The organism is Saccharothrix hoggarensis (assembly GCF_052936025.1).
The window spans coordinates 4876019-4898573 of the sequence record NZ_CP193624.1; the positions used below are offsets into that span (position 1 = coordinate 4876019).

Consider the following 22555-nt stretch of genomic DNA (forward strand, 5'->3'; position numbering starts at 1 on the left):
GCACCGCACCCCGCCCCGGTCAGGTGGCGGCCGGGCCGGCGTCGCCGCCGACGGTCAGCTCCTTCAGGAACTCGTGGCACTGCTTGGCGCGCGCGGAGTCCTCCTCCATCACCCGCCGGAAGAACTCGGCGATCTCGGTGCGGCCCGCGTTCTCGGCGTCACGCACGTACTGGCCGTAGTCGTGGCCCGCCTTGAGCGCGTGGTACTGCACGGAGATCAGGTCGTAGGCGACGTCGTCGAAACCTGTCTCACCGGTGGCCATGGTCACTCCTCGGGGTCGGGCGGTCGGTCGGTGGTCGTCCACTCCATACCCGGCGACGGCGCCGTCAACCGTCCGTCACGGACCCGGTCGCGCTGAGTGGCGGGGGTGCGGGGTTGCTTGTACGGTGCGAAGTTGGGTTGAGACGACAGCCTGATCAGGCTTGACGCGGCCACCGCGCAACAGCGGTTGGAGGAACCCATGAGAATCGCGGTCGTTTCGGCGCACGCGAACCCGTTGCCCGTCCTCGGTGACGCCGAGGAGGGCGGTCAGGACGTCCACGTCGCGGACCTCGCGGCGGCCTTGGCGGAGGCGGGCCACGACGTCGTGGTGCACACCCGCCGCGACTCGGTCCGGTCGCCCGACCACGTGCGCACCCGGCGTGGCTACGACGTGGTGCACGTCCCGGCCGGACCACCCAGCGCACTTCACCCGGACGAGTTGCTTCCTCACCTGGACGAGTTCACCCGGTTCCTGCGCGCGCAGTGGCGGGCCGACCCGCCGGACGTGGTGCACGCGCACTACTGGACGTCCGGTGTGGCCTCGGTGCTGGCCGCCAACGGCCTCGACGTGCCGGTGGTGCAGACGTTCCACTCGCTGGGCGCGGTGGAGCAGGAGGACGGCGACCACGACGTCCCCGAGGCCCGCGTGTCCACCGAACGGCTGATCGGGCGCGAGGCGACCCGCGTCGTCGCCGGCTGCACCGACGAGCGGGCGACGCTGGTGCGCCTCGGCGTGCCGCGACCGCGGATCTCCGTGGTGCCGCCGGGCGTCGACAGCGGGCAGTTCAAGCCGGAGGGGCCGCGGCTCAACCGGCAGGCGCCGCACCGGATCGTGGCGGCCGCGTCCGGCGCCGACGACGTGATCGCGGTGCTGAGGTCGTTGTGGGACACCGAGTTGGTCGTGGTCGGCGGTCGGCCCGGTGACGTGCGGCGGTTGCGCGAGCACGCCGGCGCGCACGGCGTGGGCGACCGGGTCCGGCTGGTCGGCCGGGTGCCGCGCGCCGCGATGCCCGCGTTGCTGCGGTCCGCCGACGTGGTGGTGTGCGACGGGCACGACGAGTCGGCCGGGGTGGGGCCGCTGGAGGCGATGGCGTGCGGCGTGCCGGTGGTCGCCGCGACCGCGGGCGCGGCTACCGACACGGTCGTGGACGGGGTCACCGGGCTGCTGGTGCCGCCGCACGACCCGAGGGCGCTCGGCCGCGTGCTGCGCCCGCTGCTGGCCGACGCCGCCCGGCGCGACGCCTACGGCGTGGCCGCCGCGGACCGCGTGGACGCCCGGTACAGCACGGCCCGGATCGCGGCCGAAACGGTCCGCGTCTACCGGCTGGCGACCGGTCTGTCGGAGGTGGTCGAGGCCGCCGCCGTCGACGGGGCGGTCCGCGACGGCGGGACGATGGTCCACGACGTGTAGACGCAGCCGCCCCTGCCGCGCGGCGGAAGATGTCGCCGCGCGGCAGAGGGTGGACGGCCTGGGTGGACGGCCTGGGGGTGGACTGCCCTGGGGTGGACGAGCACGGTCGCACGACAGGCCTGCGAGCCGGTGGCGGCCACGGTCGGGTCCGTGGAGCCGCCACCGGCTCGGTCGAGCGGCACGTCACCGTCCGGGCGGCGCTCCACCGCCCGGACGACTCGTCACCGGACTCGGGCGCCGCCCTTGCGGGACGAGCGGTCCAGGATGAAGCCCAGGGCGATCATGCCGAGCCCCAGCAGCAGGTGCAGCCAGTTGTCGGCCGTGTTGACCGGCACGAAGTTGGCCGCGCTGTCGTGGTCGATCACCAGGCCGTACAGCCACAGCACCAGGTAGATCACGCCGCCGCCGACGAGGTACCCGAAGGCGCCCCGCGCCGTCCGCGCCATGACCAGGCCGAGGACGCCGAAGGCGAGGTGGACGATGTTGTGGAGGATGGAGACCGCGAACAGGCCGAGGAGCTTGGCCTGGGACTCGTGGCCTGCGAACTGGAGCGTGTCGTAGTCGGTGGTCACGCCGGGGATGAACCCGGCGATGCCCACCACCAGGAACACCGCGCCCACGGCCGTGGCGGCCAGTTGGACCGGCGTGCGCGTCGATGCCGTGTCGGGTCGGGTCATCTCGACTCCCGTGCGTCGCGGAAGAGGTACCACTTCGGACGCCGACCGACTACCCGGCGTGGCGAGCCGCAAACTGCACCGGAGAGGAGTTTCGTCCGGACCGCCCGCCGGCGCGTTCGGACCGATGAGGACGGACGCCGGTTCACGTCCCGCGGGGTTCGAACCGGGCGCGCCAGGCGGTGAGGACTTCGCGCTCGTCCACCCCGCCGCGCGACCCCCGCCGACCAGCCCGGCCGCGACGAGCACGGCCACGTCACCGGTCGTCGTGATCGCCCTGGCGTGGCCGCCGCTCGGCCGACGACCGTGCGCCCGGCCCGCGGCGGCCGTCAGTGGACGACCAGCTGCGCCTGGTCGAACGCCACCGCCACGTCGGCCTCGATCCGGGCGGCGGCCAGCCGCAGCGGCGGCAGCAGCCGTGCCGCCGTCTCCGCCTGCGTGGTGCGGCCGACGTGCAGCGCGACGCCGACCGCGGCGATCACCGCGCCCGACCCGTCACGCACGCCGACCGCGAGCGAGCGCAGCCCTTCGTTCAGCTCCTCGTCCACGATGGCCCAGTCGTCCGCCGGCGTGCCTCGGCGTGCGGCCAGCAGCACGCGGCCCAGTGACGTCGCCCGGGCCGGGAACCGGCTGCCGACCGTGATGTCGACCCGCATGACCCGTCCCGCGGCGACCCTCGCGACGTACCGGACCTGGTCACCGTCCAGGACGGCCAGGGACACCGACTCCCCCACGGCGGCGGCCAGGTCGGCCAGGTGGGGTTGGGCGATGTCCGACACGGTCAGCGGGGCCAGGCGGGCGTAGCCGAGGTCCAGCACCCGGGGCAGCAGCGCGAACTTCCGGCCGTCGGTCGAGGCGTAACCGGCGTCGCACAGCACGTGCAGGGCACGTCGTGCGGAGGCGCGGGGCAGGCCGCTCGCCTCGGCGGCGGTGGAGATCGTGAGGCCGTCCGGCGCGTGGCGGAACGCGGTCAACACGGCCAGGCCGCGGGCCAGCGTTTCGAGGAACTCCATGCCCAGCGCCTCCTTGGCCGACCGGAGGTCGTCGGCGGTGGGTTCAGCACCCCGGACCCCGGTGCCACCGGCCCCGGTCACCCTCGCGCCAATCGCGGCATCCCCGGCCCCGGCGGCACCGATGGTGGTGGTTCCCACAGCACCGACCCCAGCGGCACCGGTCACGGCGACTCCAGTCCCGACCCCGCCTACCCCGGCGGTTCCGATCGCGGTGGCATCGGCCCCGACCCCGGAGGCCCGAGTGGTAGCGGCCTCAGTCGCGGGCGCGGCTGCGGCGGCGGCGGTGGCGGCGGCGGCATCGACCGCCGCTGCGGCAGGCGCGGCGGTTTTGGTGGTGGTGGCTGGTCGGGGGGTGGTGGCGGGCGGGCGCAGGGCTGCCTCCATGTCCGCGACGGCGACCCGCAGCCGGGGCAGGACGGTGTCCGGGAACGTGTCGGCGGTGTGCCTGCTGGTGTGGGTGAGCACGTTCACCGCCGCCACCGGCCGGCCCGCCGGGTCGTGCACCGGTGCGGCGATGGCCAGCAGGCCGGGTTCGACCCACTGGTCGTCCAGCGCCCACCCCTTCGCACGGGCCTCCGCGACGCGGGCGCGGAACAGCACCTCGCGGTCGTCGGGGGGCGCGGTCAGCGGCGGGACGGCCGGGAAGCCCGCGTCGAGCGGGTCGCCGGCCCGGCGTCGCCGCCACGCCGCGAACCGCTCCTCGGGCCACGTCGCGGCCAGCACGACGCCCGCGGCCGTGCGGTCGTCCGGCAGCACCCCGCCGACGTGGAACGCGAGGTACACCGCGCGCCGCCGGGTCGACTGGGCGATCAGCCGCACGCCGTCCACGTCGGGCACGGTCAGGGTCACGGACTCGTCCAGCTCGTCGGCGAGCCGGGTGAGCAGCGGCGCGAGCGGGTGGACCAGGCCGCACGACGCCAGGTAGGCGTTGCCGAGCTCCATCGCGCGCAGGGAGAGCAGCAGGTCCGGCCCTTCGGCGCGCAGGTACCCGAGGTGCAGCAGGGTCGCCGCGATCCGGTCCACGGTGGACCTCGGCAGGCCGGTCGCCTTGGTCAGGTCGCCGCGGCGCAGGCGTGGTTCGGGGTGGCTCGCGACGGCGTGCAACACGGCCAGCCCGCGTTCCAACGTGCCCGCGCCGGCCCCTGTCACCGGGCCCGGCGCGGCCTCGGTGGGGGCGACGTCCGGCACGGTCTGGTCCCGTCTGGTCGGTCCGGACCGAGGCGGTCGCGGTGTGCGATTCATCGTAGGCCGATCTTGACGGCGGGCGGGACGGACCGACAGGCTGTGTGTCCTCAGCGAACAGTATTTCGCTGGGCGAACGGAGCCCTGATGATCCTGGAGCGCGGCCTCCACCTCGGCGGTCGGGACGTGCCGGCCGCCGACGGGCGGACCACGGCCGACCTCGACCCGCACACCGGCGAGGTGTACGCGACCGTCGCCGCCGGGGGGCCGGCGGACGTTCGCCGTGCGGTGGAGGCGGCCCACGCCGCGTTCCCGTCGTGGTCGGCGCTGCCGCCGTCGTCCCGGCGGCGGATCGCGCTCAAGGCCGCCGACGTGCTGGAGGCGCGGGTCGACGAGGCGGTCGCGGTCATGGCCGCCGAGGTGGGCGGCGTGGCCGGGTGGGCGCGTTTCAACGTCGCGCTCGCGGCGGGCATCCTGCGCGAGGCCGCGGCCGCCGCGACCCGGCCGGTCGGCGACGTCCTCACCACCGAGGTCGACGGCCGGCTGTCCCTCGCGGTGCGCGAGCCGGTCGGCGTGGTGGCGGCGTTCGCGCCGTGGAACGCGCCGGTCATCCTCGGCACGAGGGCGATCGCGACGCCGCTGGCGGTCGGCAACACCGTCGTGCTCAAGCCCAGCGAGGACGCCCCGATCGCGAGCGGGCTGTTCCTCGCCGACGTGCTGCGGGAGGCGGGTCTGCCGGACGGCGTGCTCAACGTCGTCACCAACGACCGGGCCGACGCGGCGGCCGTCGCCGAGGCGCTCATCGCCGACGACCGGGTGCGCGCGGTCGACTTCACCGGCTCCACGCGGGTCGGCCGGATCATCGGCGAACTCGCCGCCCGGCACCTCAAGCCGGCCGTGCTGGAACTCGGCGGCAAGAACGCCGTGCTCGTGCTGGACGACGCCGACCTCGACCACGCGGTGGACGCGGTGGCGTTCGGCGGGTTCACCAACGCGGGCCAGATCTGCATGTCGGCCGACCGGGTGCTGGTGCACGACTCGATCGCGGAGGAGTTCACCGCCCGGCTGGCCGCCAAGGTCGCCCGGCTGCCGCACGGCGACCCGGCCGATCCGGCGACGGTGGTGGGCCCGGTGATCGACCCGCGCTCGGCGCGACGGGTGGCCGACCTGGTCGCGGACGCCGTCGAGCGCGGCGCGCGGGTCCGTGCCGGAGGCGGCGAGCCGAACGGCTCGGCCTACCCGGCGACCGTGCTGGACCGCGTCACGCCCGCGATGCGGGTCCACCACGAGGAGGTCTTCGGGCCGGTCGTGACGGTGATCGCGGTCGCGGACGACGAGGAGGCCATCGCGCTCGCCAACGACACCGAGTACGGCCTGACGGCGGGCGTGCTCACCGAGGACACCCGGCGCGGTCTGGCCGTGGCGCGGCGGCTGCGGACCGGGATCGTGCACGTCGGCAACCAGACCGTGGACGACGAGCCGCAGGCGCCGTTCGGCGGGGTGAGGGCCAGTGATTACGGCCGGTTCGGCGGGCGGTGGGGCGTGGAGGCGTTCACGACCACCCGCTGGGTCACGATCGCGGGCACCCCCACCCAGTTCCCGTTCTGACCGCGGCGCCGCGCCCGCGGGCAATCCGACCGGCGTTCCGCAGGCGGGACACGGGATTCGGGGTCACTGTGGAGGACATGACCCCCATCCACGACCGCGGACTCGCCTTCGACCTCGCCGCGGTGACCCGCAGGCACGCCCTCGCGCTCCTGGGCGGCGCGGGGCTCGCCTCGCTGACGGCGTGCGCGACGGGAGCGGACCCGCCCGCGACGACGTCACCGCCCACGACCGCCGGCGGGTGCGGTGACGTGATCCCGGCCGAGAGCGCCGGACCCTTCCCCGGTGACGGGTCCAACGGCCCGAACGTGCTCACCAGGTCCGGCATCGTGCGCGGTGACATCCGCACCAGCTCCGGCACCGGCTCGCGCACCGCCGAGGGCGTGCCGCTGCGCATCGAGCTCACCGTGCTGGACGCCGGCTGCGCGCCGCTCGCGGGCGCGGCGGTGTACGTGTGGCACTGCGACATCGACGGCCGGTACTCGCTGTACTCGCCGGGCGTGACGGACGAGGACTACCTGCGCGGGGTGCAGGAGGCCGACCCGTCCGGCCGGCTCGCGTTCACCAGCGTCTTCCCCGGCGCCTACTCGGGACGGTGGCCGCACGTCCACTTCGAGGTCTACCCGAGCCTCGCCGAGGCGACCAAGGCGGGCACGAAGATCACCACGTCCCAGCTCGCGCTGCCCGAGGACGTCTGCAAGGCCGTCTACGGCACCGCCGGGTACGTGCAGAGCGTGCGGAACATGGCGCGGACGTCGTTGACGAGCGACACCGTGTTCCGCGACGGGCACGACGAGCAGCTGGCCGACGTCGCCGGCGACGTGTCCGCCGGGTACACCGCCGCGCTCACCGTGCGGGTGTGACGCCGCTCAGCCCAGGGTCAGCGCCACGTGCAGCGCGACCAGCGCACCGCACGTCACGGTATGCGTGACCGGGTTCTGGGCGAGCAGCGCGACGAACTCGCGCAGGAACGCGCTGGGCAGGAAGTACCGCGCCGTGGGCGCCCCGATGATCTGCATCCGCAGCTTGAGCCTCCGGGCCAGCACCGCCGCGCGGAACACGTGGAAGTTGTTGGTCACCGCCACCGCCCGGCCGTTCCAGCCGCGGTCCACGAGCAGCTTCGCGCTGTACCGCAGGTTCTCCTCGGTGGTCGTCGCCCGGTCCTCCGGCACGATCCGGTCGTCGGGCACGTCGCGGCGCAGCAGGTACTCGCGCATCGCCGCCGCCTCGGACACCGCCTCGTCCGACCCCTGGCCGCCGGAGACGACGAGCAGCGGCGCCCGGCCGGCGTCGACCTCGCGGCGGTACACGTGGATCGCGCGGTCCAGCCGGCTGGCCAGCAGCGGCGGCACGCGGTCACCGATCAGGCCCGCGCCGAGCACGACGATCGCGTCGAACCCCGTCCGGCGGCCGACGCTGCCGTAGGCGATCGAGTACAGCAGCAGGCTGACGAACAGGAACGCGACGTACGCGGCGACGATCAGCAGCGACCCGATCACGACGTCGACCACCGGGCCGGTGTGCGCGGTGGCGAACCCGAACGCGAGGACCACGCCGAAGATCGCGAGGCCGGCGAGCAGCGACAGCAGGTTCGCCGGGCGGAAACCCTCCCGCCGCACCAGCAGCACGCCGTTCGCGATCAACGCGACCGGCAGCACCAGCCCCAGCCCCAGCAGCACCGCCACCAGCCCGATCGCGACCGCGGCGGCGGGCCACCCGTCGCTCGCCGCTGCGCCGAAGACCAGCCAGAGCAGCAGGAACACGAGCGTCACGCCGAGCCACACCGCGTTCGCGAGCCGCCGCCGGTCCCGGAGCACGCCGACGACGAAGAACAGCGCGGGGACGAGGGCGGCGATCCCGAAGATCATGGGGCGAATCTAGGCGACCGGCCGCGACGCCCCGGCACCCGCCGTCCCGGGAGGTCGATCGCCCTCCGCCGGGTCGTCCTCCGCCGGGTCGTCCTCCGCGTTGTCGGCCAGGTCGTCGTCCGCCAGGTCGTCGTCGGTCAGGTCGTCGGGTTGGTCACCGTCCTGCCCCGGCAGCACTGTGGCCAGGTAGGACCGCAGCGCCGCGGTCGTGCCCACGTCCCGGCCCGCGTTCTCGGACAGGTACCAGCGGTGGACCAGCACCTCGTGGAACAGCTCGGCCGGCGCGAGCACGCCGAGCAGGTCGGGCGGCACGGCGGCGACCACCGGGTCGTACACCTCGTTGCGCCACAGGTGGCCGGCGGTGGTCTCGGGGACCGGGTGGCCGTCCCGCTGCTCCAGGTAGGCGCGGAACGAGCGGAGGTCGTTGAGCAGGCGCCGGGCCTGGCCCTCCTGCACCTCCAGACCGGTGAGCTTGAACAGCTCGCGGCGGTGCTGGCCGCTCTCGGCGACGCGGATGTCCACGCGCAGCCGCGCGCCGCTGTCCGACGTGACCAGCTCCACCTCGCCGACGTCGAACCCCAGGTCGTTGAGCCGGCGCAGGCGCTCGGCGACGCGGTAGCGCTGCTCGTCCAGCCGGAAGAACTCCTCGCGCGTCACCTCGTCCCACAGGGCGGCGTAACGCCGGGGCACGCTGTCGGCCACCTCGACGGGGTCGATGTCGGGCGGCAGCAGGCCGCCGGCCTCGAGGTCCATCAGCTCGCCGCCGATGCGCTCGCGCGCCAGGTCCACGTCGTAGGTGCGCTGGCCCGCGGACAGGATCGGGTGGCGTTCCACGGTCTCCGCGTCGACCAGGTAGGCGGCCAGGTTGCCCGCGTCGAGCCGGAACAGCGTGTTCGACAGCGAGCAGTCGCCCCAGAACGTGCCGGACAGGTGCAGCCGCACCAGCAGCTCGACCAGCGTGTCCACCAGCCGGTCCGCCGAGTGCTCGCCGCGCGGGCTGGAGAACAGGTACCGGTAGGACATCGAGTGCTCCAGGTACCGCGTGACCAGGATCGCCTGCTGGTCGTCCGGGCGGTCCACGCACAGGCCCAGCACCGACACCGCGGGCAGGCCCTCCTTCTCGAAGTCGCCGAGCATCGCGTACTCGTGGCGCGCCAGCGACTCGGCGATCTCCTTGAGCGCGTACACCTGGCCCTCGCTGGCCACGAACCGCACCACGTGCCGGGAGATGCCCCGCTGCGGCACGGTCAGCAGCAGCCGCTCGTCCCACTCCTCCAGCGGCTGTGCCCACGGCAGGGCGAGCAGCCCACCGGCTTCGGTGGCGGGCGGGCGGAACAGGAATCGCATGGGCTCCCCGTGGTTGGGTGGTCTGCGACGGGCGACCGGAAAGTACCCCGTGCGCGGGCCGCCCAGCCAGGCTCCGGCCCGAGAAGTGACCTGTTCACCACGATCAAGAACGGCGGCCGGGCGACCCCAGCCGGCGGGCCGCCGACGCCGACGTGCCCGCCGTCACGTGGCACAGGTCACACCCGGTCGGTTCAACGTGACGCGTCCTCCGAAGGGTTTCCCGAGCGCTAACCGACCCACAGCGGCACCGGAAGGGGGCGACGTGCGGGACGACGACTACGACCGGTTCGTCACCGATCGCCTGGATCGACTCTTGCGCTACGCCACGGCGTTGACGTGCGACAAGCACCTCGCCCAGGACATCGTGCAGGACGTGCTCCTGCGCGCGCGGCAGAAGTGGGCGCGCATCGGGGCGGTGGACGCGCCCTACCTGTACGTGAAGCGCATGGTGACCAACGACTACCTCTCGTGGCGGCGGCTCCGGTCGTCGCGGGACGTGTCCTCCACGCACGCCGCGCTCGACGAGCTGTCGCCGCTGGTCGCCGACCCGGCCGTGCGGCACGCGGAGCGGGACGCGATGCGCGCCCGGATCGCCGTGCTGCCGCGCAAGCAGCGGGCGGCGCTCGTGCTGCGCTACTACGAGGACAGCACGGACGCCGAGATCGCCCGCATCCTGGGCTGCACGGAAGGCACCGTGCGCAGTCACATCTCCCGGGCGCTCAAGACGCTGCGGGTCAACGAGGACGTGCCGGCGGAGGTGCTGCGATGACCGACCAGGAAGCTCTCATCCGCGAGGCGATCGCGGCGGAGGCCGCCGAGGCGGTCGACCACCGCGTCGTGCTCGCGAACCTGCACGCCGGGCGCTCGCGCCGCCGGCCGTTCGCGTTGGTCGCGGCCGCCGCGCTCACCGCCGTCGCGGCCGCCGTCGCGGTGATCGTCCCGTTGAGCCTGGACCGGGGCGGCGCGCCCGACGCGGGCGTCCAGCCCGCGACCCCGCCGCCCGCCACGCCGACCGCGCAGACCGTGCTGCTGATGGGGTTGGACGCGGGCCCCGGCCCCCGTGCCGACTCGGTGGTGCTGGCCCGCGTCGACGGGCAGGGCGCCGTCAACGTCGTGTCGCTCCCCCGCGACCTGCAGGTCGAGATCCCCGGCGTCGGCCCCGGCAAGCTGAACTCCGCCTACAGCCGCGCCTACGAGGCCGCGGCGGGCCAGGACGCCGACGCGGCCGGGGCGCGGGCGACGGTGGAGGTCGTCGAGGCGTTCACGGGGGTTCCGATCGACCACTACGCCGCCGTCGAGATGGCGGGGTTCGCCGAGCTGTCCGCGGCGGTCGGCGGGGTGGAGGTCTGCCTGCGGGCGGCGGTGCGCGACGAGTTCTCCGGCGTCGACCTGCCGGCCGGCCGGCAGACCATCCAGGGCGAGCAGGCGCTGGCGTTCCTGCGGCAGCGGGTCGGCCTGCCCCACCACGAGCTGGACCGCGTCACGCGGCACCAGGTGTTCCTGAACGGCCTGGTCGCCAAGGCGGCCTCGGTGTCCGACCCGGCGAAGCTGGCGCCGTTGCTGGAGCTGGCCCGCAGCTCGGTCCACGTCGACCCCTCCTGGGACCTGCCGGAGTTCCTGCGGCTGCTGGCGCAGGGCCCGAGGGTCCGGACCGCGACCATCCCGCACGACAACCAGGTCACGACGGAGGCCGGCGCGGTGCTGACGGCCGACCAGGGCGAGGTCCGCGCGTTCCTGGGGGACTTCCTGACGGCCCGGCCCGGCGTCACGCCCGTGCCGAGCCCCGGCGAGCCCACCGCGGTCGACGGCTGCGTGAACTGAGCCGGCCTCCCGCCGGCCGACGAGCCCACCGGTTCCCCACACCCGGTGGGCTCGTCGGCGTGCCGGGGGATACTGCCGGACGTGGAATCGACCGGTGAGCGGGTCCGGGTGGGGTTGGTCGGCGTGGGCACGATCGCCCGCACCCACCTGGAGGTGTTGGCGGACCGGCCCGGGGTGGACCTGGTGTTCACCGTGGACCCGCGCGCCGAGCCGCCCGTCTTCCGCGGCGACGTGCCCGCGCACCACCGCGACGTGACGTCGGCGTTGGCCGCCCACCGTCCGGACCTCGTGGTGATCGCGACTCCCGCGGACTCGCACGCCGACCTCGCGGCGCAGGTGCTGACGACCTCGGACGCGCGGGTGCTGGTGGAGAAGCCGTTGGTGCTCGACCCCGCGGACCTCGACCGGCTGTCGGGCCTGGACGGCGTGCGGGACCGGCTGTTCACCGCGCACCACTTCGCGTTCTCGCCGGAGGTGGAGTGGGCGGCGGCCCGGATCGCGGCGCACCCGGAGTGGGGGCCGGTCACCGGCGTCACGTCGGCGTTCTACGACCCCTACGTGCTGAAGGGCGAGCGGGCGTTCACGTCGTACATTTCGGCGTGGGCGGACTCGGGGATCAACCAGCTGTCCGTGCTGTCCCGCCTGGTCGACGTGGTGGACGTGACCTCGCTGCGGGACGAGGGCGCGAGCTGCTGGGCCGTGGCGTCGTTCCGGTCCCGCGGCGCGGTCGGCACGGCCCGGCTGCGCGCCGACTGGATGACCGGCGCGAGCAGCAAGTCCACCGTGGTGACGTGCGGCGAGGTGGAGGTGTGGCTGGACCACACGGCGATGACCGCGTTCGCGTTCCGGGGCGGCGAACTGCTGGACGCGCACGGCAGCGACGGGCGCACCCCGCGCAAGGTCGCGCACTACCGGCCGCTGTACGCGAGCCTGCTCTCGGACCGGCCCGACCCGGTCCTCGGCTTCGCCACGGCCTCCGCCCTGACGGCCCTGCACGCCCAGCACGCCCGGCACGCCGCGAAAGCCGTGCGGTGACCGCGGTTGACGATCACGGGAAGGCTCCGCGCTCATGGGTAGGGCTCGCACGCTCGCGCAGGTCTACCGGCAGTTCGCCGAGGTCGACGCCGCCGGGACGTCGCCGCTGTACGAACGCGTCGCCCTCGCCCTGAGCGGGTCGGACGAGGCGCTGCGCGCCATCGAGGCGGCGCCGGCGCGCAGGCGTCAGCCCGCGCTGGTCCTCGCCGCGCTGCACGACCTCGCCCTCTCCGGACGCGCGCCCGCGCTGGCCGCGGCCTACGCCGCCGGGGACGGTGACGCCGCCGCCGGCGCGGCGATCGACGTGCTGGTGCGGATGGCCGACGCGGTCGCGGCCATCGCCGCGCGCCGGCAGCCGCGGACCGACGAGACCGGCCGCTGCGCCGTCCTGTACCCGGCCGTCGCCGAGGTGGCGCGACGGGTCGGCGCGGACGCGGTCGGGCTGGTCGACGTGGGCTGCGCGGCCGGTTTCAACCTCGTCGTCGACCGCGTCGCCATCGCCTACGGCAACGGGCAGTCCCTGGGCGACCCGGCGTCTCCCGTGCGCGTGTCGTGCTCGGTCGTGGGCGACCGGCCCGTGCCGACGCGGGCGCTGCCCGAGATCGTCGCCCGCGTCGGCGTCGACCCCGACCCGCTCGACGTGACCGACCCGGACGACGCCCGGTGGTTGCGCGCCTGCCTGTGGCCGGACGCGCCGGACCGGTCGGAGCGGGTCGCGCGGCTGGACGCGGAGACGGCGTTGGCCGCGGCGGTCTCCCCGGTGCTGCTGCGCGGTGACGTCGTGGACCTCCTGCCCGACGCGTTCGCCCGCGTTCCCGCGCACGCCCTGCCGGTCGTCACCACGACGTGGGCGCTGTCGCGGCTCTCGCCGGAGGGCCGCCTGCGCTTCCTGCACCGCCTGGACGAAGCGGCGTCCGGTCGGCCCGTGGCGTGGGTCTCGGTGGAAGGGGTCGGGGTCGCGCCGGCGATCCCGACCCTCGGCGACCGCCGCGCCTCCGGCCACAGCACCATCGGCCTGGCGGTGTTCGACGGGGCGACCGTGCGCGCCGAGGCCGTCGGCCGCTGCTGGTCCCGGGGTCGCTTGGTGGCGTGGCCGGCAGACTGCTAGCGCCGATCGGGACCAACGCGGGCAGGAGTTCGCAGTGACAACGCGGGAACGACCACGTCGGATCGTCCTCCTCGGCGTCAGCGGGGCGGGCAAGACCACGCTGGCGAACGAGCTCGCCGCGCTCGTCGGCGGTGCGCACGTCGAGCTGGACGCCCTCCAGCACGGCCCGGACTGGACCAGCCCGCCCGTCGAGGAGTACCGGCAGCGGCTCGCCGAGGCGACGGACGGGCCGGCGTGGGTGGTCGACGGCAACTTCGTCCGGCAGACCGCGGAGGTGTTGTGGCACCGCGCCGACCTGCTGGTGTGGCTGGACATGCCGCCGCGGGTATTCCTGCCGAGGCTGCTGCGCCGCAGCGTGGGCCGGATCGTGCGCCGGACCGAGCTGTGGAACGGCAACCGGGAGCGCTGGGCGTTCCTGTTCGGGCCGGACTCGGTCATCGGGTGGGCGTGGAGCGCGCACCGCAGGCACCGCGCCACCTACCCCGGCGTGCTGGCGGACCTCCCGCACGTGCGGTTGCGGTCGCCCGCGGAGGTGCGGCGGTGGCTCGCGGGGTTCCGCGAGGCCACCGTCCGCTGACGTCCCGCGCCCGACCGACCCGTCACGGCCGGCGGCGGAGGTCCACGTCGGCGCCGGTCGCCGCCGAGCGCGCCAACGCCTCGCCGACCCGCGCCGTGCGCGCCGAGTGCGCGGGCGACACCAGCGGCGTGACGCCGTCCCGCACCGCCTCAGCGAACGCCGCCGCCTGGTGCTCGTAGGCGTCGGCGGCGGGCACCACCTCGTCGCGCACGCCGTCCAGCGTGACGACGGTGATCAGCCCTTCCTCGTCCGGTCGGGTCCACGCGTTGCGCACCGAGATCGAGCCCCGCGTGCCCTGGAACTCGTACGTCGCGCGCGGCCCGTAGTCGAGGCCGTAGTCCAGCACCGCCGAGCGGCCGTCGCCGAAGTCGAGCGTGGCGACGGCGCTCAGGTCGACCCCGCGCGTGTGGAACCTGGCCCGCACCGACCGCGGCTCGGCGTCGAACGCCCACAGCGGCACGTCGAACGCGTAGCAGCCGACGTCCCACGTCGCGCCGCCGCCGAGCGCGGGGTCGAACCGGATGTTGCCCTCCGGCGCGGTCGGGTAGGCGAACGCGGACCGCACCACCCGCAGCTCGCCGATCTCACCGGAGGCGAGGAGTTCGGCGGCCCTCCGCTGCTGCGGGTGGAAGCGGTACATGTACGCCTCCATGACGACCAGGTCGGCCGCCGCGCGTTCGACCCGCACGCAGTCCACTTCGGACAGTGCCATCGGCTTCTCGACCAGGACGTGCTTCCCCGCCCCGAGCGCGCGCAACGTCCACGGCACGTGCTGCGTGTTGGGCAGCGCGACGTACACCGCGTCGACCCCCGGGTCGGCCAGCAGCGCGTCGTACCCGTCGTGGACGCGCGCCCCGAACGGCCGGGCCACCTCGGCGGCCGCGGCCTGGCGGCCCGGACGGCTCGCCACGGCGACGACCACGTTGCCGGGCGTCCGGTGGAGGGCGGGCACCACCCGCGAGCCGATGCGGGCGGTGGCCCCGAGAACTCCCCAGCGCAGTGGCGTCACCAGCGGAGCTTAACCGCTTAACTTCCCCGGACGGCAGGCCGGCTCAGCGACAACCGCACCCGGACGACCCCTGGGGGTCCTCCGCCGGCTCGGCGGTCTCCGACGCGGCGGTGTCCTTGCCGTACGAGTCGTGCCAGTTCCACCACGCGTACGGCGGGGTCTGGGGATGCCCCTCGGGCGAGTCCTCCCACTCCTCCTGCCGCCCCAGCGCGGTCATGTCGAGGTAGCTCCACGTGCTGCCCAACGCCTCGTCGCCGCGGTTGTTGACGAAGTACGTGCGGAACACGCGGTCGCCGTCGCGGATGAACGCGTTCGTGCCGTGCCACTCGTCCACGCCGAAGTCCGCGTCGAACCCGTCGGTCAGCGTGTACCAGGGCATCGTCCAGCCCATCCGCTCCTTCACCCGCCGGATGTCCGCCTGCGGCGCGCGCGAGGCGAAGACGAGCGTGGTGTCCCGCGCGTTCAGGTGGGCGACGTGGGCCACCTGGTCGGCCACCATCGAACAGCCCCGGCACGGGTGGTCGGGCCAGCCGTCCACGCCGGGGTCGAAGAACGCCCGGTAGACGATCAGCTGCCGCCTGCCCTCGAACAGGTCGAGCAGGCTCGCCCGCCCCGCCGGCCCGTCGAACGCGTACTCCCGCTCCACCGCGAGCCACGGCATCCGCCGCCGCTGAGCGGCCATCGCGTCACGGGCGCGGGTCAGCTCCTTCTCCTTCACGAGGAGTTCGAGCCGTGCCGCCTCCCACTCCTCCGGCGTGACGATCGGAGGGGTCTTCATGGTCGTGTCCACTGTGTCCTGCCCACCTTCCGGTGCTGGTCCGCGCCCGGTCCGGGCGCGTGGTGGTGGAACTGCCGTGCGGCCGGCCTCACTGCCGGTCGAGGTGGTCCTTCAGCGCGTCGAGCGGGCCGTCCCAGTCGCGGGCCAGCGCGGCCAGGAACTGCTGCGCCACCCGCATGGGCGCGGACCGCAGCCGGTACCGCACCCGGCGCCGCTCCCCCGGCTCGGCCGTCACCAGGCCGACCTCGGACAGCAGGGCCAGGTGCTTGGCGATGGCCTGCCGGGTGATCGGCAGCCGGTCCGCGAGGTCGGTGGCCGTGGCCGGGCCGCCCGCGGCCAGCGCCGCCAGGATCGCCCGCCGGGTCGGATCGGCCAGGGCGGTGAAGACCTGCTCGGCGACCGCCTCGGTCTCAGGCGGCATCGAGGTAGTCGACCAGGTCGCCCAGCTCGCTGGCCCAGCCCCGCGAGTTGCCGCCGAAGGCCGTGCCGTGCACGTCCTCGGGCAGCTGCGCGAAACCGCTCTCGACCACCGTCAGCCGGGTGCCCGAGCCCACCGGTTCGAGCGTGAACTCGACGTACGTCCGGCGGGGGTCGTCCTCGGGCAGGCCGTGGATGCGCCAGCTGAACCCGAAGGCGGTCGGCTCCTCGACCCGTTCCACGCGCAGGTCGGCGGTCTCGCCACCGGCCCACCTGAGCTGGGCCGCCCCGCCGGGGCGCAGGTCGATCGTCGCCTCGTCGCCGAACCAGGCGCCCAACCCCTCGGCCGTGGTGAGCGCGGTCCACACCTTGGCCGGCGGGTGGGCGACCTCCACGGTCCGCTCGATGCGATCCGGAAAAGCCATTGCCGCCTCCCACAAGTAGCAACCCAACGGTTGCCACCGTATGGCAACTCATCGGTTGCGTCAACCGCGCGGCGGACCCCCCTCACCGAGCGGTTCAGGGACGATCAGCGAGACTTGAGGGCATGAACGACGAGCCCGACGACCGGACCAGCTTCGCCGACCTCGGGTTGCGCCCCGAACTCCTCCGGGCGCTGACCGGCCTCGGTTACGAGGAGCCCACCCCCATCCAGCGCGAGGCCATCCCCCCGTTGACCGAGGGCTGCGACCTGCTCGGACAGGCCGCCACCGGCACCGGGAAGACGGCCGCGTTCGCGCTGCCCGTGCTGGAGCGCATGGCCGGTGGCGAGCGGAACTCGCGGGCGCCGTTCGCGCTGGTGCTGGTGCCGACGCGGGAACTCGCGGTGCAGGTCTCCGAAGCGGTGCACCGGTACGGGCGGGAGCTGGGCGCGCGGGTGCTGCCGATCTACGGCGGCCAGCCCATCGGGCGGCAGCTGCGCGTGCTGGAGCAGGGCGTCGACGTCGTCGTGGCCACGCCGGGCCGCGCGGTCGACCACCTCAACCGCGGCACGTTGAAGCTGGAGCGGCTGGAAGTCGTCGTGCTCGACGAGGCCGACGAGATGCTGGACATGGGTTTCGCCGAGGACCTGGACACGATCCTGGCCGAGACGCCCGCCGAGCGGCAGACGGTGCTGTTCTCCGCGACCATGCCGGGGCGCATCGACCGGCTCGCCCGGCAGCACCTGTCCGACCCGGTGCGCATCACGATCGGCCGCGAGCAGGCGGAGCCGGGCGAGGCGCCGAAGGTGCGGCAGAGCGCGTACGTCGTGCCGCGCGCGCACAAGCCGGCCGCGCTGGGGCGCGTGCTGGACGTGGAGGCCCCGACCGCGGCGATCGTGTTCTGCCGCACGCGTGACGAGGTCGACCAGCTCACCGAGACGCTGAACGGCCGCGGCTACCGGGCGGAGTCGCTGCACGGCGGCATCAGCCAGGAGCAGCGCGACCGCGTGATGGCCCGGCTGCGCAACGGCACCGCCGACCTGCTGGTGGCGACGGACGTCGCGGCGCGCGGCCTGGACATCGAGCAGCTGACGCACGTCGTCAACTACAACGTGCCGTCCGCGCCGGAGTCGTACGTGCACCGCATCGGCCGGATCGGGCGGGCGGGCCGCGAGGGCGTGGCGATCACGCTGGCCGAGCCGCGCGAGCACGGCATGCTGAAGACCATCGAGCGGGTCACCAAGCAGCGCATCCACATGGAGAAGGTCCCGACGATCGCGGACCTGCGGGCGCGCAAGCTGGAGCTGACCAGGGCCGCGCTGCACGAGAGCCTGCTGGAGGACGACCTGGAGAGCTTCCGGGTCGTGGTGGAGACGCTGACCGACCAGTTCGACGTCATGGAGGTGGCGCTCGCGGCGGTGAAGCTCGCGCACGAGGCCACCGGCGCGGCGGCCGACGAGGAGGAGATCCCCGAGTACGTGCCGAGGTCCGGCCCGTCGGGCGACCGCCGGGGCCGCGAGGCCGGCGGCGAGCGGCGTGAGCCGCGCAAGCCGCGTCGTCCGTCCGCGGGCATGACCCGGCTGTTCGTCGGCGCGGGACGCAGCTCGGGCATCCGGCCGCAGGACCTCGTCGGCGCGATCGCGGGCGAGGCGCGGCTCAACGGCCGCGAGATCGGCGCGATCGAGATCGCCGACCGGTTCTCGCTGGTGGAGGTGCCGGAGGCGGCGGCGCAGCAGGTCATCGCGTCGCTGCGGGGCGCCACCATCAAGGGCCGCAAGGTCACCGTGCGGCGGGAGCGCGACGACCCCCGCTGAGGGTTCACGCCGGCACTTCGCGCGGCCGGGTCGGTTCGCGGGGCGGCTCCACCCCGTCGAACCCAGCCCGGGTCAGCCCTGCTCGTTGAGCGCCAGGAAGACGGGCGGCACCTCGTTGTCCCGCACCACGCGGGCGAGGAGGTCCGCGAGGACGCCGCGCTCGGCGTCGTCGAGACCGGACGGCAGTTCCTCGATCCGGCGGCACGTCTCGGCGTAGAACACGTCGGCGAGGCGGCTGCCCTCGTCCGTCAGCTCGACGCGGACCGCGCGGCTGTCCGCCGGGTCGGCCTCGCGGCGGACCAGGCCGCGTCGGGCGGTCCGGTCCACCAGGCCGCTGAGGCTCGACTTGGCGAGCCCGAGGACCGCGCCCAGCTCGCCCATGCCGTACGGCCGCGCCATCAGCACGCACAGCAACTGCCCCTGCTGCGGCGTCAGCCCGTACTGCCGCGCCGCGTCGGCGTAGGCGGCGTTCACCAGGAACGTGGTGCGAACCAGCGCGGTGACGACACCCATCTGCTCACCAACGGCCTTGGCCATGCGGCCACGATACGTGGTGGTCCGGGGTGTCGGCCGGGTCGGTTCGGGCCGCCCGCGCGGAGGTTGCGCGAGAGTTGCGCGAGTCCATGCGCCAGACCGTGCGCGGGGACGGTGCGCCATACCGTGCGCGGGCGTCAAGTCCCGGCCGCCGGTGGTCACCAGGTGGACGCGCCGGCGACCGCACCCCTCCGGTGGTTCGATGGTGGACGAACCACGAGGGAGGAACGTGATGACGACGGTCGAAGACCTCACCGCCGACTGGGTCCGGTGGCACGCGGCACGTGAGGAGGCGCTGCGCGCGCCGCACGGCTGGCTGTCCCTCACCGCGCTGCACTGGCTCGACGCGACGCCCCGCGCGTTCCCCGGCGTGCCCGGCGAGTGGAGCACCGACGGCGAGGTGGTGCGGGACGGCGTCCGGGAGCACGTGGTCGCGGAGGCCGGGTCGCTGCTCGTCGACGGCGAGGGCGACACGAAGGTCGAGATCATCCTCCGCACCGGCCGCCACGGCCTGCGGGTGCGCGACCCGCACGCGCCCGACCTGGTCGGCTTCACCGGCGTGCCCGCGTTCGACGTGAGCCCGGACTGGGTGGTGCGGGCCGACTTCCAGCCCTACGACCCGCCCCGACCGTCCAAGGTGGACGGTGCCCTGCCCGGTCTGGAGCACCACCTGACGGCGCTCGGCGCGGTCCGGTTCACGCTCGCCGGCCGGCCGCAGGAACTCGTCGTCCACGCGCAGGGTGACGGCGCGCAGATCCTGTTCCACGACCCGACCAACGGCGACACCACCGCCGACTGGCGCGTGTTGTCCGTGCCCGCGCCGACGGCGGGCGAGGTCGTGCTGGACTTCAACCGGGCGATCAACCTGCCCGCCGGCCTCAGCCCGTACGGCACCTGCCCGAAACCGTTGCCGGAGAACACCGTCACGGTGCCGGTCGAGGCGGGCGAGCGCCGGTTCCGCTGACCGGGTGGTCCACGGGCGCGGAGAGGTCCACCCCGCGCCACGCCTCGCGCCTGGACGGCACCTCGTCGCCCCAGTGCCGGACGCCGGTCCAGCCGGGGTCGCCGGTGGCGCAGAAGTCGACCCACGCCCGCAGCATCCGGCGGGACAGAGCGCGCTCCTCCGCGCCGGCCGGGCCGCCGATGAGGAAGTCGGCGCCGTCCAGGTTGCCGAACGAGAACGGCACGTCCGCGGTGTGCCAGGCGGGCGGCCGGGTGAACCTCGCCAGGAACGCCCGGCCGTGCGCGTCGGCCAGCCTGGCGGTGGGTTCGGCGAACACGAAGTCGCCGGCCAGCCGCACGTGCGCGTCGGGGAGGGGCGCGTACGCCGCCACGACGTGCTCCGGGATGCCCCACGCGCGGCCGAGCGCGGCGAGGTCGGCCGGCGGGCGGAACGTGCCGACCTCCTGGAACAGCCGGTACTCGACGTCGGTGTGACACAGCAGCGCGTCCACGTCCGGGCGGAGCATGGGCAGCGCGTCGGCAACCGGGCCGAACAGCACCGGGTCGTGGCTCAACGGCCCGGTGCGCTGCGCCGCGACGAGCGCGTCGGCGGACGCGACCGCGGACTCCGGCGTGGCGGTGTCGATCCACTCCGCCACCCGTTGCGCGAAACCCCTGGTGTAGCACCGGTTCGGCACGCTGTGCGCGATCACCCGCCGCACCGGCTCCCACGCCGCGAGGAACAACGCCGACGCCGCGCCCGCCGACTGGCCGGCGACCGTGACGACGTCCGGGTCCCCGCCGAACACCGCGATGTTCTCCCGCACCCACCGCAGCGCGGCCCGCTGGTCGAGCAGCCCCCGGTTGTCCGGCCGGCCCGGCACGTGGCCGAAGCCCTCGAACCCCAGCCGGTAGTTGCACGTCACCACGACCAGGCCGGCACGGACCAGCGCGGCGCCGTCGTAGTCGGGCTGGGCGGACGAGCCGAACGCGTACGCGCCGCCGTGCACGTAGAACACCACCGGCCACGGCCCACCCGGAGTGGACGGCGTCCACACGTTGAGGGTCAGCACGTCCTCGTCGCCCGGCCGCCACACCGGCGCGCCGGGCAGCCGCGCGGACTGCGGCGCGATCGGCCCGAACTCCGGGCAGTCGTCCGCCGGGTCGGTCGGCACGGGTGCGGCGAACCGGCGCGGGCCGAACGGCGGCTCCGCGTACCGGAGGCCGAGGAACGCGTCCACCTCGGCGTCGACCGCCCTGCCCCGGAACCGCCCGCGTCGCGCCATCGCCGTCTACCCTGCCATGATGGGTGATCCGCTGAACGCTCGGGAGGACGCCGCCGAGGCGTTGGGGATGGTCGCACGGGCCGCGCGCCCGTACCTCGACGCGCTGCCGCACCTGCCGGTCCGCGACGCCACGCACGTCCACCTGCTCGACGACCTCGACGGCCCCGCTGCCCGAGGCGGGCGACGGCACCATGACGGCGATCGCGGACCTGCTGCGAATCGGCACGCGGGCGGCCACGCACTCGTCCGGGCCCCGGTTCTTCCACTTCGTCGTCGGCGGCGCGACACCGGCCGCGCAGGCGGCGGACTGGGTGACGTCCCTGCTGGACCAGGCGTCCGGCCTGTGGCTGACGTCGCCGTTCGCCACGCGCGCCGAGACGGTGGTGCTGCGGTGGCTGAAGGAGCTGTTCGGCCTGCCCGCGACGTACGGCGGCGTGCTCACGCCGAGCGCGACGTTCGCGAACCTCACCGGGTTGGCGTGCGCGCGGTTCTGGTGGGCGGAGCGGCACGGCGTCGACGTGACCGCGGACGGGCTCGCGGGCCTGCCGCGGATGCCGGTGTTCTCCAGCGGCTACGTGCACCCGAGCAGCCGCAAGGCCCTGCAACTGCTGGGACTCGGCCGGGACGCGGTGCGGACGTTCACCCGGGACGACGCGGGCCGGCTCGACGTGGCGGCCCTGGACGACGCGTTGGCGGGGTCGGGTCCGGCGGTGCTGATCGGCAACGCGGGCGAGGTCAACGGCGGCGACTACGACCCGCTGGACGAGCTGGCCGACCTGGCCGAGCGGCACGGCGCGTGGCTGCACGTGGACGGCGCGTTCGGCCTGTTCGCCGCCCTGTCACCGCGCACGGCGGGGCTGGTGCGCGGGGTGGAGCGGGCCGACTCGGTGGCCGCGGACGGCCACAAGTGGCTCAACGTGCCGTACGAGAGCGGTGTCGCGTTCGTCCGGGACCGCTCGTTCCTCGGCCGGGCGTTCGGCGGGTGGAACGCCCCGTACCTGCCCGAGCCGGACGACGAGTTCGTCAACTACAACAACCTGGGTCCGGAGTCGTCGCGCCGGGCCCGTGCCCTGCCGATCTGGGCGACGCTGCGCGCGTACGGCCGCGAGGGCCACCGGGCGATGGTGGAGCGCCACCAGGACTTGGCGCTGCGCCTGGGCAGGCGGATCGCCGAGGCGCCGGACCTCGAACTCCTCGCGCCGATCACCGTGTTCATCGTCTGCTTCCGCTACCGGCCGCCGGGTGTGCCCGAGGCGGACCTCGACGCGCTCAACCGCCGGCTGGGCGAGGAGCTGGTGGAGGACGGCCGGGTGTACGCGGGCACCACCGTGTACCGGGGCATGGTCGCGCTGCGGCCGGCGATCGTGAACTGGCGCACGACCGAGGAGGACGTCGACCTCCTGGCGTCCGTGGTGCGGGAGATCGGCGCGCGGCTCGTCACGACGGCCTGA

The 22555-nt window shown here is 74.6% G+C and carries 22 protein-coding genes; 11 read left to right on the forward strand and 11 right to left on the reverse strand.

Annotated features, from left to right (window positions below; all coding sequences use genetic code 11):
- Nucleotides 1-19: 19 nt before the first annotated feature.
- A complete protein-coding gene (locus tag ACRAKH_RS21755; protein WP_380730523.1) occupies nucleotides 20-262 on the reverse strand; it encodes an acyl carrier protein in 243 nt (80 codons plus the stop codon).
- A gap of 198 nt (nucleotides 263-460) precedes the next feature.
- Here ACRAKH_RS21755 and ACRAKH_RS21760 point away from each other — a divergent pair, with 198 nt between their 5' ends.
- Nucleotides 461-1672, forward strand: coding sequence for a glycosyltransferase (locus ACRAKH_RS21760; RefSeq protein WP_447009230.1), 1212 nt, complete (start codon nucleotides 461-463; stop codon nucleotides 1670-1672).
- A gap of 221 nt (nucleotides 1673-1893) precedes the next feature.
- On the opposite strand, the gene ACRAKH_RS21765 is transcribed toward ACRAKH_RS21760, so the two are convergent.
- Entirely contained in the window at nucleotides 1894-2349 is a 456-nt protein-coding gene (locus ACRAKH_RS21765) for a DUF4383 domain-containing protein (protein ID WP_380728909.1), read from the reverse strand.
- Between the two features lie 326 nt (nucleotides 2350-2675).
- Nucleotides 2676-4547 carry an IclR family transcriptional regulator domain-containing protein gene (locus ACRAKH_RS21770; protein ID WP_447009231.1) on the reverse strand — a complete coding sequence of 624 codons (1872 nt, stop codon included), beginning with the start codon at nucleotides 4545-4547 and terminating at the stop codon, nucleotides 2676-2678.
- Nucleotides 4548-4688: 141 nt separating this feature from the next.
- Here ACRAKH_RS21770 and ACRAKH_RS21775 point away from each other — a divergent pair, with 141 nt between their 5' ends.
- Both ACRAKH_RS21775 and ACRAKH_RS21780 read left to right on the forward strand, forming a co-directional pair.
- Nucleotides 4689-6149, forward strand: coding sequence for an aldehyde dehydrogenase family protein (locus ACRAKH_RS21775; RefSeq protein WP_447009232.1), 1461 nt, complete (start codon nucleotides 4689-4691; stop codon nucleotides 6147-6149).
- 77 nt (nucleotides 6150-6226) lie between these two features.
- The gene (locus ACRAKH_RS21780; protein WP_380728902.1) at nucleotides 6227-7009 is read left to right on the forward strand and encodes a dioxygenase family protein; all 783 of its coding nucleotides are present in this window, start codon (nucleotides 6227-6229) and stop codon (nucleotides 7007-7009) included.
- A 6-nt stretch (nucleotides 7010-7015) separates the two neighbouring features.
- Here the strand turns inward: ACRAKH_RS21780 and ACRAKH_RS21785 are convergent, their stop codons facing one another.
- Nucleotides 7016-8014: a YdcF family protein gene (locus ACRAKH_RS21785; RefSeq protein ID WP_380728900.1), complete on the reverse strand. Its 999-nt coding sequence runs from the start codon at nucleotides 8012-8014 to the stop codon at nucleotides 7016-7018.
- Between the two features lie 9 nt (nucleotides 8015-8023).
- The gene (locus tag ACRAKH_RS21790) at nucleotides 8024-9361 is read right to left on the reverse strand and encodes a DUF4032 domain-containing protein (protein ID WP_380728898.1); all 1338 of its coding nucleotides are present in this window, start codon (nucleotides 9359-9361) and stop codon (nucleotides 8024-8026) included.
- 262 nt (nucleotides 9362-9623) lie between these two features.
- Here ACRAKH_RS21790 and ACRAKH_RS21795 point away from each other — a divergent pair, with 262 nt between their 5' ends.
- The 5 genes from ACRAKH_RS21795 to ACRAKH_RS21815 all read left to right on the forward strand — a co-directional run bounded on the left by ACRAKH_RS21795 (nucleotide 9624) and on the right by ACRAKH_RS21815 (nucleotide 13902).
- Nucleotides 9624-10130, forward strand: a complete 507-nt coding sequence (locus ACRAKH_RS21795) for a SigE family RNA polymerase sigma factor (protein WP_380728896.1) — start codon at nucleotides 9624-9626, stop codon at nucleotides 10128-10130.
- Complete coding sequence (locus ACRAKH_RS21800; protein ID WP_447009233.1) at nucleotides 10127-11182, forward strand: LCP family protein; 1056 nt, start codon at nucleotides 10127-10129, stop codon at nucleotides 11180-11182. Before ACRAKH_RS21795 ends, ACRAKH_RS21800 begins: the two co-directional genes overlap by 4 nt.
- A gap of 81 nt (nucleotides 11183-11263) precedes the next feature.
- Nucleotides 11264-12217: a Gfo/Idh/MocA family protein gene (locus tag ACRAKH_RS21805; protein WP_380730603.1), complete on the forward strand. Its 954-nt coding sequence runs from the start codon at nucleotides 11264-11266 to the stop codon at nucleotides 12215-12217.
- Nucleotides 12218-12251: 34 nt separating this feature from the next.
- Nucleotides 12252-13325 (forward strand): DUF2332 domain-containing protein, encoded by a 1074-nt coding sequence (locus tag ACRAKH_RS21810; RefSeq protein ID WP_447009234.1) that lies wholly within the window; start codon nucleotides 12252-12254, stop codon nucleotides 13323-13325.
- A 34-nt stretch (nucleotides 13326-13359) separates the two neighbouring features.
- Nucleotides 13360-13902, forward strand: a complete 543-nt coding sequence (locus ACRAKH_RS21815; protein WP_380730754.1) for an adenylate kinase — start codon at nucleotides 13360-13362, stop codon at nucleotides 13900-13902.
- Between the two features lie 22 nt (nucleotides 13903-13924).
- Here ACRAKH_RS21815 and ACRAKH_RS21820 read toward each other — a convergent pair whose 3' ends face one another.
- The 4 genes from ACRAKH_RS21820 to ACRAKH_RS21835 form a co-directional block, all read right to left on the reverse strand.
- On the reverse strand, nucleotides 13925-14911 hold the full coding sequence (locus ACRAKH_RS21820; protein ID WP_447009235.1) for a Gfo/Idh/MocA family protein: 987 nt from the start codon (nucleotides 14909-14911) through the stop codon (nucleotides 13925-13927).
- A 43-nt stretch (nucleotides 14912-14954) separates the two neighbouring features.
- A complete protein-coding gene (locus ACRAKH_RS21825; RefSeq protein ID WP_380728300.1) occupies nucleotides 14955-15689 on the reverse strand; it encodes a DUF899 domain-containing protein in 735 nt (244 codons plus the stop codon).
- A gap of 88 nt (nucleotides 15690-15777) precedes the next feature.
- Nucleotides 15778-16110, reverse strand: coding sequence for a metalloregulator ArsR/SmtB family transcription factor (locus ACRAKH_RS21830; protein ID WP_380728297.1), 333 nt, complete (start codon nucleotides 16108-16110; stop codon nucleotides 15778-15780).
- Nucleotides 16100-16531, reverse strand: coding sequence for an SRPBCC domain-containing protein (locus ACRAKH_RS21835; protein ID WP_380728294.1), 432 nt, complete (start codon nucleotides 16529-16531; stop codon nucleotides 16100-16102). Before ACRAKH_RS21835 ends, ACRAKH_RS21830 begins: the two co-directional genes overlap by 11 nt.
- 122 nt (nucleotides 16532-16653) lie before the next feature.
- Here ACRAKH_RS21835 and ACRAKH_RS21840 point away from each other — a divergent pair, with 122 nt between their 5' ends.
- The gene (locus ACRAKH_RS21840; RefSeq protein ID WP_380728291.1) at nucleotides 16654-18342 is read left to right on the forward strand and encodes a DEAD/DEAH box helicase; all 1689 of its coding nucleotides are present in this window, start codon (nucleotides 16654-16656) and stop codon (nucleotides 18340-18342) included.
- 72 nt (nucleotides 18343-18414) lie between these two features.
- Here the strand turns inward: ACRAKH_RS21840 and ACRAKH_RS21845 are convergent, their stop codons facing one another.
- Nucleotides 18415-18879 (reverse strand): MarR family winged helix-turn-helix transcriptional regulator, encoded by a 465-nt coding sequence (locus tag ACRAKH_RS21845; protein ID WP_380728288.1) that lies wholly within the window; start codon nucleotides 18877-18879, stop codon nucleotides 18415-18417.
- A gap of 229 nt (nucleotides 18880-19108) precedes the next feature.
- Here ACRAKH_RS21845 and ACRAKH_RS21850 point away from each other — a divergent pair, with 229 nt between their 5' ends.
- Complete coding sequence (locus tag ACRAKH_RS21850; RefSeq protein ID WP_380728286.1) at nucleotides 19109-19840, forward strand: DUF1684 domain-containing protein; 732 nt, start codon at nucleotides 19109-19111, stop codon at nucleotides 19838-19840.
- On the opposite strand, the gene ACRAKH_RS21855 is transcribed toward ACRAKH_RS21850, so the two are convergent.
- The gene (locus tag ACRAKH_RS21855) at nucleotides 19800-21104 is read right to left on the reverse strand and encodes a carboxylesterase family protein (protein WP_380728284.1); all 1305 of its coding nucleotides are present in this window, start codon (nucleotides 21102-21104) and stop codon (nucleotides 19800-19802) included. The two genes, ACRAKH_RS21850 and ACRAKH_RS21855, sit on opposite strands and share 41 nt — an antisense overlap.
- Nucleotides 21105-21295: 191 nt before the next feature.
- Between ACRAKH_RS21855 and ACRAKH_RS21860 the strand changes: the two genes are divergently transcribed.
- Nucleotides 21296-22555, forward strand: a complete 1260-nt coding sequence (locus ACRAKH_RS21860; RefSeq protein WP_380728282.1) for a pyridoxal phosphate-dependent decarboxylase family protein — start codon at nucleotides 21296-21298, stop codon at nucleotides 22553-22555.

Coding starts and splice junctions, on each gene's coding strand:
- ACRAKH_RS21755 (WP_380730523.1), bottom strand. CDS start 262: ATGGCCACCGGTGAGACAGGTTTCGACGACGTCGCCTACGACCTGATC.
- ACRAKH_RS21760 (WP_447009230.1), top strand. CDS start 461: ATGAGAATCGCGGTCGTTTCGGCGCACGCGAACCCGTTGCCCGTCCTC.
- ACRAKH_RS21765 (WP_380728909.1), bottom strand. CDS start 2,349: ATGACCCGACCCGACACGGCATCGACGCGCACGCCGGTCCAACTGGCC.
- ACRAKH_RS21775 (WP_447009232.1), top strand. CDS start 4,689: ATGATCCTGGAGCGCGGCCTCCACCTCGGCGGTCGGGACGTGCCGGCC.
- ACRAKH_RS21780 (WP_380728902.1), top strand. CDS start 6,227: ATGACCCCCATCCACGACCGCGGACTCGCCTTCGACCTCGCCGCGGTG.
- ACRAKH_RS21785 (WP_380728900.1), bottom strand. CDS start 8,014: ATGATCTTCGGGATCGCCGCCCTCGTCCCCGCGCTGTTCTTCGTCGTC.
- ACRAKH_RS21790 (WP_380728898.1), bottom strand. CDS start 9,361: ATGCGATTCCTGTTCCGCCCGCCCGCCACCGAAGCCGGTGGGCTGCTC.
- ACRAKH_RS21800 (WP_447009233.1), top strand. CDS start 10,127: ATGACCGACCAGGAAGCTCTCATCCGCGAGGCGATCGCGGCGGAGGCC.
- ACRAKH_RS21810 (WP_447009234.1), top strand. CDS start 12,252: ATGGGTAGGGCTCGCACGCTCGCGCAGGTCTACCGGCAGTTCGCCGAG.
- ACRAKH_RS21825 (WP_380728300.1), bottom strand. CDS start 15,689: ATGAAGACCCCTCCGATCGTCACGCCGGAGGAGTGGGAGGCGGCACGG.
- ACRAKH_RS21830 (WP_380728297.1), bottom strand. CDS start 16,110: ATGCCGCCTGAGACCGAGGCGGTCGCCGAGCAGGTCTTCACCGCCCTG.
- ACRAKH_RS21835 (WP_380728294.1), bottom strand. CDS start 16,531: ATGGCTTTTCCGGATCGCATCGAGCGGACCGTGGAGGTCGCCCACCCG.
- ACRAKH_RS21840 (WP_380728291.1), top strand. CDS start 16,654: ATGAACGACGAGCCCGACGACCGGACCAGCTTCGCCGACCTCGGGTTG.
- ACRAKH_RS21845 (WP_380728288.1), bottom strand. CDS start 18,879: ATGGCCAAGGCCGTTGGTGAGCAGATGGGTGTCGTCACCGCGCTGGTT.
- ACRAKH_RS21850 (WP_380728286.1), top strand. CDS start 19,109: ATGACGACGGTCGAAGACCTCACCGCCGACTGGGTCCGGTGGCACGCG.
- ACRAKH_RS21855 (WP_380728284.1), bottom strand. CDS start 21,104: ATGGCGCGACGCGGGCGGTTCCGGGGCAGGGCGGTCGACGCCGAGGTG.
- ACRAKH_RS21860 (WP_380728282.1), top strand. CDS start 21,296: ATGACGGCGATCGCGGACCTGCTGCGAATCGGCACGCGGGCGGCCACG.